Source organism: Halomonas sp. YLB-10 (genome assembly GCF_003856855.1).
In the GTDB taxonomy this organism is placed as follows: domain Bacteria; phylum Pseudomonadota; class Gammaproteobacteria; order Pseudomonadales; family Halomonadaceae; genus Halomonas; species Halomonas litopenaei.
Genome location: NZ_RRCU01000007.1, coordinates 214,080 through 229,327, shown reverse-complemented (window position 1 = coordinate 229,327; position 15,248 = coordinate 214,080). Strand labels below are relative to the sequence as shown.

Annotated in this window: 16 protein-coding genes; 15 read left to right on the top strand and 1 reads right to left on the bottom strand. The window is 62.8% G+C overall.

Going from position 1 to position 15,248, the window contains the following annotated elements:
• Positions 1–302: 302 nt before the first annotated feature.
• From EBB56_RS16585 to EBB56_RS16515, 15 genes are all read left to right on the top strand, one after another.
• Positions 303–923, top strand: coding sequence for a riboflavin synthase subunit alpha (locus EBB56_RS16585; protein ID WP_124804860.1), 621 nt, complete (start codon positions 303–305; stop codon positions 921–923).
• 154 nt (positions 924–1,077) lie between these two features.
• Positions 1,078–1,635: a cytochrome P460 family protein gene (locus tag EBB56_RS16580; RefSeq protein ID WP_231498667.1), complete on the top strand. Its 558-nt coding sequence runs from the start codon at positions 1,078–1,080 to the stop codon at positions 1,633–1,635.
• A 318-nt stretch (positions 1,636–1,953) separates the two neighbouring features.
• Complete coding sequence (locus tag EBB56_RS16575) at positions 1,954–3,285, top strand: NCS2 family permease (protein ID WP_124804859.1); 1,332 nt, start codon at positions 1,954–1,956, stop codon at positions 3,283–3,285.
• 133 nt (positions 3,286–3,418) lie between these two features.
• Positions 3,419–3,964 carry an adenine phosphoribosyltransferase gene (locus tag EBB56_RS16570; protein ID WP_108133097.1) on the top strand — a complete coding sequence of 182 codons (546 nt, stop codon included), beginning with the start codon at positions 3,419–3,421 and terminating at the stop codon, positions 3,962–3,964.
• 3 nt (positions 3,965–3,967) lie between these two features.
• On the top strand, positions 3,968–4,444 hold the full coding sequence (gpt, locus tag EBB56_RS16565; RefSeq protein ID WP_045994212.1) for a xanthine phosphoribosyltransferase: 477 nt from the start codon (positions 3,968–3,970) through the stop codon (positions 4,442–4,444).
• Between the two features lie 5 nt (positions 4,445–4,449).
• Positions 4,450–5,133 carry a uracil-DNA glycosylase gene (gene ung, locus EBB56_RS16560; protein ID WP_124804858.1) on the top strand — a complete coding sequence of 228 codons (684 nt, stop codon included), beginning with the start codon at positions 4,450–4,452 and terminating at the stop codon, positions 5,131–5,133.
• A 160-nt stretch (positions 5,134–5,293) separates the two neighbouring features.
• The gene (upp, locus tag EBB56_RS16555) at positions 5,294–5,923 is read left to right on the top strand and encodes a uracil phosphoribosyltransferase (RefSeq protein ID WP_045994211.1); all 630 of its coding nucleotides are present in this window, start codon (positions 5,294–5,296) and stop codon (positions 5,921–5,923) included.
• 224 nt (positions 5,924–6,147) lie between these two features.
• Positions 6,148–6,498, top strand: coding sequence for a hypothetical protein (locus tag EBB56_RS16550; protein WP_124804857.1), 351 nt, complete (start codon positions 6,148–6,150; stop codon positions 6,496–6,498).
• Positions 6,499–6,807: 309 nt separating this feature from the next.
• Positions 6,808–7,962 (top strand): ABC transporter ATP-binding protein, encoded by a 1,155-nt coding sequence (locus EBB56_RS16545; RefSeq protein WP_124804856.1) that lies wholly within the window; start codon positions 6,808–6,810, stop codon positions 7,960–7,962.
• 1 nt (position 7,963) lies between these two features.
• On the top strand, positions 7,964–9,067 hold the full coding sequence (locus tag EBB56_RS16540) for an ABC transporter ATP-binding protein (RefSeq protein WP_124804855.1): 1,104 nt from the start codon (positions 7,964–7,966) through the stop codon (positions 9,065–9,067).
• The gene (locus EBB56_RS16535; protein ID WP_045994208.1) at positions 9,064–9,951 is read left to right on the top strand and encodes a carbohydrate ABC transporter permease; all 888 of its coding nucleotides are present in this window, start codon (positions 9,064–9,066) and stop codon (positions 9,949–9,951) included. The genes EBB56_RS16540 and EBB56_RS16535 overlap by 4 nt, the downstream gene beginning before the upstream one ends.
• Complete coding sequence (locus EBB56_RS16530) at positions 9,944–10,837, top strand: carbohydrate ABC transporter permease (protein ID WP_124804854.1); 894 nt, start codon at positions 9,944–9,946, stop codon at positions 10,835–10,837. The genes EBB56_RS16535 and EBB56_RS16530 overlap by 8 nt, the downstream gene beginning before the upstream one ends.
• An 11-nt stretch (positions 10,838–10,848) precedes the next feature.
• Positions 10,849–11,121 (top strand): DUF2160 domain-containing protein, encoded by a 273-nt coding sequence (locus tag EBB56_RS16525; RefSeq protein ID WP_108133102.1) that lies wholly within the window; start codon positions 10,849–10,851, stop codon positions 11,119–11,121.
• 66 nt (positions 11,122–11,187) lie between these two features.
• The gene (locus EBB56_RS16520) at positions 11,188–12,927 is read left to right on the top strand and encodes an ABC transporter substrate-binding protein (protein WP_124804853.1); all 1,740 of its coding nucleotides are present in this window, start codon (positions 11,188–11,190) and stop codon (positions 12,925–12,927) included.
• 265 nt (positions 12,928–13,192) lie between these two features.
• Positions 13,193–14,446: a uracil-xanthine permease family protein gene (locus EBB56_RS16515; protein WP_124804852.1), complete on the top strand. Its 1,254-nt coding sequence runs from the start codon at positions 13,193–13,195 to the stop codon at positions 14,444–14,446.
• 215 nt (positions 14,447–14,661) lie between these two features.
• On the opposite strand, the gene EBB56_RS16510 is transcribed toward EBB56_RS16515, so the two are convergent.
• The gene (locus EBB56_RS16510; RefSeq protein ID WP_045994203.1) at positions 14,662–15,243 is read right to left on the bottom strand and encodes a cupin domain-containing protein; all 582 of its coding nucleotides are present in this window, start codon (positions 15,241–15,243) and stop codon (positions 14,662–14,664) included.
• Between the last annotated feature and the right edge of the window lie 5 nt (positions 15,244–15,248).

The following is a 15,248-nucleotide window of genomic DNA, read 5'->3' as shown; positions in this document are numbered from 1 at the left end:
GCTGCACTTCATGCACCGACGCCTTGTGAGCGTCGCGGCACGGGCGCCCGCAATCCGGGTACAAATCGGCGCCTAAAAATGTAGCGGGCAAGGATAGGGCGAGCGAAGGACCCTGTCAATCGTTTACGCATAGCCGCTGGCAAGGTCTTTCGGGGTAGGCGCCACGTCGTAGTGGATCCGCCCGCCGGACGCCGTGACTGGCGATAGGTTTTCTGAACAACAGCGCAAGCGTGGACCTTTGGAGGCGCGGCTTCTAGACTGGGCCGGTTCGGGGAAGGCCCCGTGATGGCAAGGAGACAAAGATGTTCACCGGTATCGTTCAGGGCACCGCCGAGGTGGTCGAGATCAAGGAAGCGGAGGCCTTTCGCAGCCATCTGGTGCGGTTGCCGCGTCACCTGTGTGAAGGCTTGGAGCTGGGCGCATCGGTGGCCCACAACGGGGTCTGTCTGACCGTCACCGATATCGATGGGGATCTGGTCAGCTTCGACCTGATGCGCGAAACCCTGCGGGTCACCAATCTCGGCGGTCTGAGCGTCGGTGATCGCGTCAACGTCGAGCGGGCGGCGCGCTTCGGTGACGAGATCGGCGGGCACGCCATGTCCGGTCACGTCATGGGGCAGGCGGAGCTGGTGGAGCTCGACGAGGCACCCAACAACCGTCGCCTGTGGTTCCTGTTGCCGCAAGGGCTCGAGCGCTTTGTCTTTGCCAAGGGCTACATCGGGGTGGACGGCATCAGCCTGACCATTGGTGAGTTGCGCAACGATACCCGAGGGCCGGCCTTTTGCGTCGACCTGATTCCGGAAACGCTGGCCCGTACCACACTGGCCGACCGTCGCCCGGGAGACAGGGTCAATCTCGAGATCGATCCCCAGACCCAGGCCATCGTCGAGACGGTAGAGCGGGTCATGGCGGCCAGGGGCTGAGCGTCGACAACTACCATTGCAGCCAAGTGCTGTAGCTTTGTGCCGCAGCGCCCGGACGGGCGTCGGCGGTGGTCTCCCTCGCTTGAGAAGGTGCTAACTTAACCGGATGTAACATTCCTTTAAGTGCACCGACCGTGATCAGCGAGGGACTACCATGAAAATGACAGCCAAGGCATTGGCGACAGGCGTGTGCGCCGCAGCGGCGTTGGGAATTGCCACGGCTGCCGTGGCCCAGGATCTGTCTCCCTGGGTGGACAGCGAGGGCACCATCTCCTTGCCGGACAACTTCCGCACCGAGATGGCGCACCTGGGCTCCTGGTTCGTACCCGAAGGGGACGCCAGTGGCTTCCATAACGTCTATACCGAGCCCGAGAGCGTCGCGTCCTTCCGCGAGAATGGGGTCTTCCCCGACGGGGCCGTGCTGGTCAAGGAGTTGCGGGCACACAGCACCGGCGACTACACCACCGGCGCCGGGGTGAGCTACGAGAACGAGACCATCAAGCAGTGGTTCGTGATGGTCAAGGACTCCACCGACCGCTTTGCCGACAGCAATGGCAGTTGGGGCGATGGCTGGGGTTGGGCGCTGTTCAAGACCGATGATCCTTCCACCAACGTTTCAGCCGACTACAAGGCCGACTGTCTTGGCTGTCATGTCCCGGCCCAGGACAAGGACTGGATCTATACCGAAGCCTATCCGATTCTGGTAGAGTAGCGCGCCTTCGAGAGTCGCCGACATCGGGCGCGGTACGGCGGACTCGCCGTACCGCGCCCGATGTGCGTTTGGCCCCGGCCGATCGTCGAGGGCTGGGATGCCGCTTTATGGGGCGGGCAGCCTTGCTTGACGTGGTGGCGCTGGAGGTCGCGCGGACGACCCTGCGTGCTCCCTGTGCGTTGGCCAGGTTGTGCAGGATCGTCGTGATTCCCTGGACGGCCTGCTATATGGTGTCACTAGTCGCAGGGTGGCAGGGCGCGTTCGGCGAACTCTCGTCCTGGACACTCCCCTATTGACTCCACGTGCAGGACCCAGCGCATGTCCAACCAGCAGCCTGAACCGAGCTCCGGCAAGAGCCCGCTCGATCGCTTCTTCAAGCTCAGTGAGCACCGCACCACCGTCAAGACGGAGGTGATCGCCGGGATCACCACCTTCCTGACCATGGCGTACATCATCTTTGTCAACCCGAGCATCCTGTCCGAGGCGGGCATGGACTACGGGGCGGTCTTCGTGGCGACCTGTGTCGCCGCCGCGGTGGGCTGTCTGGTAATGGGGCTGTGGGCCAACTATCCCATCGCTCTGGCGCCAGGCATGGGTCTGAACGCCTTCTTTACCTACGGTGTGGTGCTGGGCATGGGCTACACCTGGGGGGCAGCGCTGGGAGCGGTCTTCCTGTCCGGTGTTACCTTCTTTCTGCTCAGCATCTTTCGCATTCGCGAGTGGATCATCAACTCGATTCCGATCACCTTGAGACTCGGCATCGCGGCGGGTATCGGTCTGTTTCTGGCCATGGTGGCGATGAAGAATGCCGGCATCATCGTCGACAATCCGGCCACCCTGGTGTCGGTGGGCGATCTGTCCGAGCCGGCCCCGCTGTACGCCTTGGCCGGGTTCTTCGTGATTACCGCGCTGGCCCATCTGCGCGTCACCGGGGCGGTGATGATCGGTATTCTGGGGGTGACCCTGGTGGCCATGCTGCTGGGCCACAATGAATTCGGCGGGGTGGTGTCGATGCCGCCGTCGATCGCGCCGACCTTGATGTCCATGGACCTGGCCGGTGCCTTCGACGTGGCCATGATCAGCGTGGTCTTTGCCTTCCTGTTCGTCGATCTGTTCGACACCTCCGGTACCCTGGTGGGCGTTGCCCATCGCGGTGGCCTGCTCGACAAGGACGGCAAGCTGCCGCGCCTGGGTCGTGCGTTGATGGCGGACTCCACCGCCTCCATGGCCGGCGCTGCCCTCGGTACCTCGACCACCACCAGCTATGTGGAAAGCACCGCCGGCATCGCCGCCGGTGGGCGTACCGGTCTGACCGCCGTGGTGGTCGCGGTACTGTTTCTGGCCAGCCTGTTCTTCGCTCCGCTGGCGGGCTCCATTCCGGCCTATGCCACCGCGGGGGCACTCCTGTACGTGGCGTCGCTGATGGCGGGAAGCCTTGCCCACGCCGACTGGGACGACGCCACCGAGGCGGCGCCGGTATTGATCGCCGCCCTGGCCATGCCGCTGACCTTCTCCATCGCCGAAGGTATCGCCTTCGGCTTCGTCAGCTACGTGGCGATCAAGGCCCTGTCCGGTCGCTTCAAGGACCTGAACGCCGCCGTGGTGATCCTCGGTGTGCTGTTCGCGATCAAGATGATTTACCTCGATTGAGCCCATCGGGCTGACCGGGGCTGGCTGACCAGGACCGGCTGAGCCGGCAGGTTGGCCAGCCCCGCCATGCGGCGCCGAGACAAGGCGCCGCATGTGTCATGCATTCTTCTTTCGACCCCTAGCGAGAACCGCCATGAGTATCTACGGCGACTATATCAAGTCCGTCATTCGCACCGTTCCCGACTGGCCCCAGCCGGGTGTCAACTTTCGTGACATCACCCCGCTACTGCAGAACAGTGCGGCCTTTCGCAAGCTGATCGACAGCTTCGTGCACCGCTATCAGGAGATGGATCTGGACGCCATCGCCGCCATCGACGCCCGCGGTTTCATCGTCGGCGCGCCGGTGGCCTACGAGCTGGGCTGCAGTTTTGTGCCGGTACGCAAGAAGGGCAAGCTGCCGTTCAAGACCATCAGTCAGACCTACACCCTGGAATACGGCCAGGCCGAGGTAGAGCTGCACTCCGATGCCTTCCGCGATGGCGACCGTATCCTGGTGGTGGACGACCTGATTGCCACCGGTGGCACCATGCTGGCCGCGGCCGAACTGATCAGCCGCAGCGGGGGACATGTGGTGGAGACGTCTGCCATCGTCGATCTGCCGGATCTCGGCGGCTCCCAGAGAATCCGTGACGCTGGCCACAGCGTGTTCGCCGTGTGTTCCTTCACCGAGGACGAGTGACCCATGAGCAGTCAACGCTACCATCGCCATTTCGTGGTGTCCTGGGACCAGCTTCATCGCGACGTGCGCGAGCTGTGTCATCGCCTGATCGAGCGCGATACCAAGGGCATCATTGCGATCACCCGGGGTGGGCTGATTCCGGCCGCGCTGATCGCTCGGGAGCTCAATGTTCGCCTGATCGACACCGTCTGCATCAAGAGCTACGACCATATGGAGCAGGACAGCCTCGAGGTGCTCAAGGGCGTGGATCACGACGGCGAAGGATGGCTGCTGGTCGATGATCTGGTGGACACCGGCAAGACCGCGCGCAAGGTGCGCGAGATGCTGCCCAAGGCGCACTTCGTGACCATCTACGCCAAGCCCGAGGGTCGTCCGCTGGTGGATCAGTACCTCACCGAGGTCGCCCAGGACTGCTGGATCCAGTTCCCCTGGGACATGGGCGTGGCCTACGTCGAGCCCCTGGCGGACCAGCGGCGGTGAGCGACATGGTTCAGGTATTGCCCGACAGCTGGGAGCGCTGGCTCGGAGCCGAGTTCCAGGCGCCCTACATGCAGCAGCTCAAGGCGTTTCTGGCGGCAGAGAAGGCCGCCAGGAAGACCATCTATCCGCACTCGTCGGACTGGTTTCGGGCCTTCGAGCTGACGCCGCTGGACGAGGTACGAGTGGTGATCCTGGGGCAAGATCCCTACCACGGTCCTGGCCAGGCTCATGGGTTGTGCTTTTCGGTGCGCGAGGGCGTCAAGCCGCCGCCGTCACTGGTCAATATCTACAAGGAGCTGGCCCAAGACCTGGGGGTGACTCCGGTCAACCACGGCCACCTCGAGGCCTGGGCGCGCCAGGGGGTGTTGCTGCTCAACACCTCCTTGACGGTGGAGGAGGGCAACGCCGGCTCCCACCGGGGCAAGGGATGGGAGACCTTCACCGACCGCGCCATCGAGACCGTCAACGCCGAGGCGCCGCCCTGTGTCTTTCTGCTGTGGGGCAGCCACGCCCGCCAGAAGAAGGCGCTGGTGGATCAGGAGCGTCATCTGGTGCTGGAGTCGCCGCACCCGTCGCCGTTGTCGGCCCACCGCGGCTTTTTCGGCAATCACCATTTCTCTCGGGCCAACGCCTTTCTCGCCGAGCATGGGAGATCCCCGGTAGATTGGCAGCTGCCGCCGACTCCATGAACGTGTTGGGCGGACGGCGTGGTCGTCCGCCGGCTTTCGGTGCACGCTGCGGGTTAACCTGACGCGGCGTTGCAGGTAGAATGGCGCGCAATTTGTCGCCCGCGTCCATGCGACGAAGGTCGTCCAAGCACCACCTCCCGTTATCAAAGAGGACTCGCCAATGAGCGTCCATGCCATCGATCACCCCCTGGTCCAGCACAAACTCGGTCTGATGCGTGAAGCCGGCATCAGCACCAAGAGCTTCCGTGAACTGGCCGGCGAGGTGGCAAAACTGCTCACCTACGAGGCGACCCAGGACCTGGAGTTGCAGGACTATGACATCGATGGCTGGAGTGGCGAGACCATCACCGTCAAGCAGCTCAAGGGCAAGAAGGTCACCATCGTACCGATCCTGCGAGCGGGACTTGGCATGCTGGAAGGTGTCACCGACCTGATTCCCAGTGCACGGGTCAGCGTGGTCGGTCTCTACCGCGATGAAGAGACCCTCGAGCCAGTGCCCTATTTCTCCAAGTTCGCCAACGACCTGGACGAGCGCATGGCGGTGGTCATCGATCCGATGCTGGCCACCGGAGGTTCCATGGTGGCCACCCTGGACATGCTGCGCGACCGTGGCTGCCAGTTGATGCGAGTGATCGTGCTGGTAGCGGCTCCTGAAGGCATCCGCCGCGTTCAGGAAGCCTACCCGGATATCGAGATCTACACCGCCTCGGTGGACGAGCGCCTCGACGAAAACGGTTATATCGTGCCGGGACTGGGCGACGCCGGGGACAAGATCTTCGGTACCCGCTAAGCACGCGATATCCCGCCAATGCCACGGCCAGACTATCCAGCGGTGGCATTTTACCCAGTGGTTTCATGCCTATGATTCAAAGCAGACATTTCAGGTGAAATGTCTGCTTTGCTGTGTCCGCAAGTCAGTTGGGCGGGAACGCAGTTCAGCCATTGTCCGTCTGGACAGACGCCGCGCTCTCGTTGTGGCTGTCGGTGGTTGATTCAAGGATCAAGGAGGCATGGATGAAGTTGTTGCGTGTGGCAGCTAGTGCTGCAGTAATTCTGAGTCTGGCGGCAAGCGTTCAGGCTGGGGTGATACGCCCCGACTGCGATGCTGAAAAGGTCGCCAAGAATGCGGCACTCGAGGCCACGGTGGGGGTGTCTGGTCGTTGCACCGCAGATCGCGCCGTGGAAAACGCCAAGGACAACGTCAATGATCGTGTCGATGACGCCCGGGACGGGGTCGAGGATCACGTCGACGATGCTCGGGGTGGGGTTTCCAACCGGGTGGATACTGCACACGACAGCGTCGAGCGAGCGGGCGGGAAGGTCGATGATGCGCTGGATAAGCCAGTGCGTACGCTGTTGAACTGACGTCAGCGGGTTCTCCCGCCTCCGTCGTGCGCCCAATGTTCCTTTGCGAACATTGGGCGCTTTTTTTTTCTGGAAACAACATCTGCACCGAGGCTCAGTTATCAGGGCGGTGGCTTTTCGCATTAGACAAAAGTTGATGACATGGGAGAAGTAAAGCAAAAACAGAAAGATGAGAAATAAAAAGGGCGCCTTCTGGCGCGTGGTGGGGCCTTTCGTTTAAAAACATCACGGGCGAGTAGAGATTCTCTACTACCGTACAGATGACGCCCCTCGGAGACGAGGGGAACCTCTGCGCGAAAGAGTACGCCCATGTCCCTGATCCTCGACGGCGTCACCCGCAAGGTGGCGAGCGAGACCCACATCGATGACGTCAGCCTGACCCTGGAGCCGGGTTCCTTCAATGTCCTGTTGGGCCGCACCCTGGCCGGCAAGACCAGCCTGATGCGCCTGATGGCCGGGCTGGACCAGCCGACCCGCGGGCGCATCCTGATGCAGGGTGAAGACGTGACCGGCAAGGGGGTTCGCCAACGCAACGTGGCGATGGTCTACCAGCAGTTCATCAACTACCCCCACCAGAGTGTCTTCGACAATATTGCCTCTCCGCTGAAGCTGGCCCGTGTCGCCAAGAGCGAGATCCAGCGACGTGTCCACGAGATCGCTGAGCTGCTGCACATCGAAGGCCTGCTCGACCGCCAGCCACTGGACCTGTCCGGTGGCCAGCAGCAGCGCACCGCCATGGCACGGGCGCTGGTCAAGGACGCGGACCTGGTGCTGTTCGATGAGCCTCTGGTCAACCTCGACTACAAGCTGCGCGAGGAGTTTCGCGAGGAGTTGAGTGCCTTGTTCGCCCGGCGTGACTGCATCGCGGTCTACGCCACCACCGAACCGGCGGAAGCGCTGGCGCTGGGTGGCAATACGGCAATTCTGCACGAGGGGCGCCTGGTTCAGCATGGCCCGACCGCTACGGTGTTCCGCCAGCCGGCCTCCCTGACCGCGGCGGAGATGTTCTCCGAACCCCCCATCAATGTGCTGGAAGGGCGCATCCGCGACGGTGAGGTCAGCTTCGACGACGAGGTGCACTTCCCGCTCGATGAAGCTCTGGCGGCGCTTGACGAGGGCGGCTACCGCTTCGGTGTGCGGCCGGCTCATCTGGCCATGCAGCCCCGGGCAGACGATGACCTGGCGCTTGACGTCAAGGTCGAGCTGGCCGAGATCAGTGGCTCCGAGACCTTCCTGCACGTGGGCAACGAGAGGATGTCGCTGGTGGCGCATCTTTCCGGTGTTCACAGCTTTCGTGTGGATGAGCCGATCACACTCTATGTACCGGTGCATCGCCTGTTCGTGTTCGACATGGATGGCAAGACCCTGCACGTGCCGCCGGAAGCCGGTGACGGAGGGGTGCGTCCGCCGCTTCCGTCTTCACGGCAGGCACCGCCGGCGTCGGCGTCAGGGGAGGAGCGCTAGCATGGCCGAGATTCGCCTTTCACAGTTGGCGCACAGCTATTCGGCGTCGCCTTCGAAGCGCAGCGACTACGCCATCGAACAGATGGAGCACGTGTGGGAGCAGGGTGGTGCCTATGCCCTGCTGGGGCCATCCGGCTGCGGCAAGTCGACCCTGCTCAATATCATCTCCGGGCTGCTGGTACCTTCCCAGGGCGAGGTGCGCTTCGACGGGGTCATGGTCAACGAGCTGCCGCCGGAAGAGCGCAACATCGCTCAGGTGTTTCAGTTCCCGGTGGTCTACGACACCATGACGGTCTACGACAACCTGGCCTTCCCGCTGCGCAACGTGAAGACCCCGGAGGAGCGGGTTCGCGAGAGGGTCGAGGAGGTCGCGGACATCCTCGACCTGACCGACCGCCTGGCCAGCAAGGCGCGCAACCTCAGTGCCGACGAGAAACAGAAGGTGTCCATGGGGCGTGGCCTGGTCCGTGATGATGTGGCGGCCATCCTGTTCGACGAGCCACTGACGGTGATCGACCCGCAGCTCAAGTGGAAGCTGCGGCGCAAGCTGAAGGAGATCCATCAGCGCTTCGCCATCACCATGATCTACGTGACCCACGATCAACTCGAAGCCTCGACCTTTGCCGACAAGATTGCGGTGATGTACGACGGTCGAATCGTCCAGTTCGGTACCCCGCGCGAGCTGTTCGAAAGCCCCGCCCACACCTTCGTCGGCTACTTCATCGGTAGTCCCGGCATGAACTTCTTCACGCCATGCATCGATGGCGACAACATCCTGATCGACGGCCAGCGCCTCGAACTGTCCGCCGCGATGCACCGCTCGCTGCTTGATGCTCGTGAACGCAGCGACAACCTCAAGCTGGGCATTCGTCCGGAATTCATCGAGCTTGCCGAGGACGGCACGAGCGGGACCCTCAGCGCCGTGGTGGACCACTGCCAGGATCTCGGGACCTACTCGATCTTGACGCTGGCGCTAGACCAGGCGCGCTTCAAGGTGCGCGTGGAGGAGGGCGGGCTCGCGCTTTCCGGGCGCGTGTCGGTGCGTTTCCCAGAAAGATGGCTGACTTTGTACGTAGATGAATCCCGTGTAGAGGTGGCGTCATGAACAAGGTCCCCAACAATCGCGCCTGGTGGCTGGTGCTGCCGATGCTGGCGCTGGTCGCCTTTTCCGCCATCGTGCCGCTGATGACGGTGGTCAACTACTCGGTGCAGGACGTCTTCGACGCCAATACCCGGTTCTTCACCGGCACCGAATGGTTCGTCAAGATGCTCAACGATCCGGCGCTGCAGGCGGCGCTGGCCCGGCAGTTTGCGTTTTCGCTGACCATTCTGGCGATTCAGGTGCCGCTGGGGGTGGGAATCGCGCTGTTGATGCCCAAGCGTGGCTGGCGGGCGTCGCTGGTGTTGATCCTGGTGACCTTGCCCTTGTTGATCCCGTGGAACGTGGTGGGCAGCATCTGGCAGATATTCACCCGTGGCGACATCGGTCTGATGGGCTGGAGCCTGCGCCAGATCGGCTATCCCTACAACATCACCTCGAGTCCGCTGGACGCCTGGGTAACCATCGTGCTGATGGATGTCTGGCACTGGACCTCGCTGATCGCACTGCTCTGCTACAGCGGTCTGCAGGCGATTCCCGAGGCCTACTATCAGGCGGCGCGCATCGATCGCGCTTCACGCTGGGCGGTGTTTCGCTATATCCAGCTACCCAAGCTCACCAACGTACTGGTGATCGGGGTGCTGCTGCGTTTCATGCACTCCTTCATGATCTACGCCGAACCCTTCGTGTTGACCGGCGGCGGGCCGGGAAGCGCGACCACCTTCCTCAGTCAATCGCTGGCGATCATGGCCACCGCCCAGTTCGATGTAGGGCCTTCGGCGGCCTTTTCGCTGATCTACTTCCTGATCATCCTGCTGGTCTGCTGGGTGTTCTATACCGCCATCATGAATCTGCAGAAGGACCGGCAGGGAGGGGCTCGCCATGACTGATTCCACGCCATCCAGTCCCGACCAGGTGCGAAAGCGCGCGGAAAAGGAGGCGGCCCGCCGCCGTCGACAGGGCCGTTCGACAGGACGACGCTTTCGCAGTGGCTTCTTGATGCTGGCCTACATCGTGTTTGTACTGCTGCCGATCTACTGGCTGGTCAACATGTCGCTGCAGACCAATAGCGAGATCCTCGGCGAGCTGACCCTATGGCCGCAATCGCTGACCTTGGCCAACTACGCCAAGATATTCACCGACCCGAGCTGGTACATGGGTTACGTCAACTCGATCACCTATGTGTTGATGAACATGGCGATCAGCATGAGCGTGGCGCTGCCGGCGGCCTATGCCTTCAGTCGCTACCGTTTCATCGGTGACAAGCACCTGTTCTTCTGGCTGTTGACCAACATGATGGCGCCACCGGCGGTGTTCCTGCTGCCGTACTTTCAGCTCTACTACACGGTGGGCCTGTTCGATACCCACATCGCCGTGGCGCTGGCCCACTGTCTGTTCAATATTCCGTTGGCGGTATGGATCCTCGAAGGCTTCATGTCCAGCGTGCCCAAGGAGATCGACGAGACCGCCTTTATTGATGGTTACAGCTTCCCGCGCTTCTTCGTCCAGGTGTTCATTCCGATGATTCGCTCCGGCATCGGCGTGACGCTGTTCTTCCTGTTCATGTTCTCCTGGGTCGAGCTGTTGCTGGCACGCACTCTGACCTCCACCGAGGCCCAGCCCATCGCCTCGGTGATGACGCGAACCTCGACCGCCTCGGGCATCGACTGGGGCACCCTGGCGGCGGCCGGGGTACTGACCATCGTGCCAGGCATCGTGGTGGTGTTCTTCGTGCGCCATCACATCGCCAAGGGCTTTGCCCTGGGCCGGACCTGAGGAGCACCGACATGGACTGGATGGTATGGACCCTGCCCACGGCGATCTTCTTTGGTGTCATTGCGCTGTTGCTGGTGGTCATGACGACCTGGGAGCTGGTATCGCCGACGCGGGAACGGCGCGGTTTTCTGCCGATCAGCACCACCCGGGGGGACCGTTTCTTCATCGGCATGCTGTCGGCGGCCTACATCCATCTGGCGGTCGTGGGCTTCACCAGCCTGAGTCTGTGGCTGGCGCTGGGCGTATCGGTGGTGTGGATGCTGGTCCTGCTGCGATGGGGCTAGCGGGGGCCAGGCTCCCTTCGACGACAACGATCGACCTGACGGTCGACGACAACAATAGAGGTGACCATGAACGCTAGACTCAAGCTGACCAGACTAGGTGCTGTGGGGCTATTGCTGCTCAGCGGCGGCGCCCTGGCCCAGGACGATCGAACGGCGGTGATCGAGCGCTTGGCCGGCGAGGTGTTCAAGGACTCGACCCTGAGCCGCGAGGAACGCATCGCTGAACTGGAATGGTTTGCCAAGGCTGCCGAGCCGTTTGAAGGCATGGAGATCAACACCGTCGCCGAGGGCCTGACCACCCACACCTGGGAGCGTGACGTGCTGGCGCCGGCCTTTACCGAGCTGACCGGTATCGAGGTAACCCACAACATCATCGGCGAAGGTGATGTGGTGCAGAACATGCAGACCCAGATGCAGTCGGGGCGCAATATCTATGACGCCTACGTCAACGACTCGGACGCCATCGGTACCCACATTCGCTACGGCTCGACCATCAACCTGAGCGAGGCCATGGCCAACGAGTGGAAGGACCTGACGCTGCCGACCCTCGATCTGGACGACTTTATCGGCATTCAGTACACCACCGGGCCCGACGGTAGCATCTACCAGCTGCCCGACCAGCAGTTCGCCAACCTCTACTGGTTCCGCTATGACTGGTTCCAGCGCGATGATCTGAAGGCAGAGTTCAAGGACATCTACGGCTACGACCTGGGTGTGCCCACCAACTGGACCGCCTATCAGGACATCGCCGAGTTCTTCAGCGAGCACGTCGGCGAGATCGACGGTCAGAAGGTCTACGGCCACATGGACTACGGCCGTCGGGATCCGTCGCTGGGGTGGCGCTTCCATGACTCCTGGCTGTCCATGGCCGGCATGGGCAGTCCCGGGGTGCCGTTCGGCAACCCGGTAGACGACTGGGGCATTCGGGTCGATGAAGAGAGCCACCCGGTGGGGGCCAGCGTCAGCCGTGGCGGCGCCACCAATTCACCGGCCTCGGTGTTCGCCGTCACCAAGATGGTGGAGTGGCTTCGAGACTATGCGCCGCCCGAAGCCCAGGGCATGACCTTCGGCGAGGCCGGGCCGGTGCCGGCCCAGGGCAACGTGGCCCAGCAGATGTTCTGGTACACCGCCTTTACCGCCGACATGGTCAGTCCCGATGTGGCGGTGACCGACGATGAGGGCAATCCCAAGTGGCGCATGGCGCCGTCTCCCACCGGCCCGTACTGGGAGGAGGGGATGAAAGTCGGCTATCAGGACGTGGGGGCCTGGACCTTCTTCGATTCGACGCCGGAGGATCGGCGCAGCGCAGCCTGGCTGTTTGCCCAGTTCACCGTGTCCAAGACCGTCTCGCTGGAGAAGCTGATGGCGGGGCTGACGCCGATCCGCCGGTCCGACATCTTCTCCGACCAGATGACCGAGATGGCGCCGAAGCTGGGTGGCCTGGTGGAATTCTACCGCAGTCCCAACGAGTCCAACTGGACGCCTACCGGCACCAACGTGCCTGACTATCCGCGCATGGCGCCGCTGTGGTGGCAGAATCTGGCCCCTGCGGTCAATGGCGACATCTCGGCCCAGGAGGCGCTGGATAATCTGGCCGGTGACCTCGACAACATCATGGCGCGTCTGGCGCGGGCCAAGGTGTTTGCCACCTACGCGCCGGTGCTCAATGAACCCAAGGATCCCGAAGAATGGTTGAGCCAGCCCGGCGCGCCCAAGGCCAAGCTGGACAACGAGATGCCCCAGGGCACCACAGTGCCCTACGAGCAGATGATGGAGGAATGGATGTCGGCCGGTACCCGTGAGTAGGACGGGGACTTGTGCGCAGGTGACGGCGCTTCGCAGGTCGCCTTTCGTGCATGGCCCCTGATGTGCAGGACGCCGGGCCCTCGCTGGAGACAGCGGGGGCCCGGTGCCTTGTGGGCAATACATGGCGCCGGGTGGATAGCACAGTCTGGATGAGAGGAGCGTCTGCCAAGCGTTGGCGGTGGCGTCGAAAGACGCGCAAAATTTTGCCGAAACGTTGCGCGTGCGTTGGTACCATAGCCGGCGTTTGTCCACCGCGGAGCCCTCCATGTCAGACCCCTCGTCCTCTTCCTCGCCCGTCGAAGCAACGACGGATTCCTTGCCTCGGCTGGTGCTGGTCGGTGCCCAGATGCTGTTCGTGGCGTTCGGCGCCCTGGTGCTGGTGCCATTGCTGACCGGCCTCGATCCCAACGTCGCCATGTTCACCGCCGGTATCGGCACCCTGGTGTTCCATCTGACCACGCGTCTGACGGTTCCGGTGTTTCTGGCGTCGTCCTTTGCCTTTATTGCCCCTATTCAGGGCTCCATCGCCCACTTTGGTGTCTCCGCCACCCTGGGCGGGCTGATCGCTGCCGGTTTCGTCTACGTGGCGATCTCCCAGGCGGTTCGGCTGAAGGGGACGGGGTGGCTGCATCGGCTGCTGCCGCCGGTGGTGGTAGGACCGGTGATCATGGTCATCGGTCTTGCCCTGGCACCAGTCGCGGTGAGCATGGCCACCGGCGAGAACAGCGAGACCATCGGTTACACCCAGGCCATGGTGCTGTCCATGTCGAGCCTGCTGGTGACGCTGATCCTGGCGGTCTTCGGGCGCGGTCTGTTGCGCCTGGTGCCGATCATGGGGGGGATCGTCACCGGCTATCTGATGGCATTGCTGATGGGAGTGGTCGACTTCAGCCCGGTACGTGAGGCGGCCTGGCTGGCGTTGCCATCCTTCACCGCGCCGAGCTTTCACTGGGCGGCGGTCCTGTTCATGATCCCCGTCGCCATCGCGCCGGCGGTGGAGCATATCGGTGATATGGTGGCGATCGGCTCGGTGACCCGACGCAACTACCTGGAGAAACCAGGCCTTCACCGCACCCTGTTGGGCGACGGCCTGGCGACCATTTCGGCGGCGCTGTTCGGTGGGCCGCCCAACACCACTTACTCGGAGGTCACCGGGGCGGTCACCCTGACCCGCGCCTTCAATCCGATGTTCATGGTGTCCGCCGCACTGGTAGCCATCACCCTGGCCTTCGTCGCCAAGCTGGGGGCAGTATTGCAGACCATTCCTACCCCGGTGATGGGCGGGATCATGACCCTGCTGTTCGGCTCCATCGCGGTGGTCGGCATGAATACCCTGGTGCGCGCCGGCAAACCCCTGACCGCCCCGCGTAACCTGGTGGTGGTCTCGCTGATCCTGGTGTTCGGCATCGGTGGTATGCAGTTCGGCGATGGCCAGTTCGCCCTGCAGGGGGTCAGCCTCGCCGCCTTGATCGGCATCGCCCTCAACCTGGTGTTGCCCCGGGCCAGCGAGGACGAATGAATCCTGCTATTACCATGGCCCGGCGTGACAGCCGGGCCATCGGCTGTTGGCGACCGGGCACTGACAATCATGCCCTGTCTAAGGCTTCTAACAATGGTGCAGCTGTTCGCTGAGCGATTCACTCAGTGATGTAGCTGCTCTCCACCGTCGGAAAAGGTGGGGGGACAGGTGTTGGCGACAGGGCACTGACGATCATGCCCTGTCGAAGGCATTTCTCAATGGTGCAGCTGCTCCCCGCCATCGGAAAAGGTCGGGGGAGTATTCGCACTGACAATCACGCATTCCTGATCCCCCAGGTTGCGAAACCGATGGGGCAGGCGTGAGTCGAAGTAGTAGGCGTCGCCGGGGCCGAGCAGACCTGTCTCGCCGTTGACGGTGATCTCGATCTCGCCGGCGATGATGACGCCGCCTTCCTCGCCGTCGTGTTCAAGCATCTCTTCGCCGGTATCGGCTCCGGGCGGATAGCGCTCGTGGAGCACCGACATGCGTCGGTCCGGGCGTCTGGCCGCGACAAGCCGCCAGGACAGATGGCCATCACCGATCTCGGTGAGCTCCGCGGCGCGATAGAAGGGGCTGGGGTGGTTCGGTTCGTCACCCGCGAAGAAAGCGCTGATCGATACCGGCAAGGCGTCAAGAATCTTCTTAAGCGAGCTGACCGATGGGCTCACATTGTTAAGCTCAATCAGCGAAATGGTGCTGTTGGTCACACCGGCTCTTTTCGCCAGTTCGCGTTGAGAAAGCTGCTTTTCCTGTCGTAGTTGGCGCAATCTGGCGCCGACGTCGAAACTGTCTTCCATCCTGT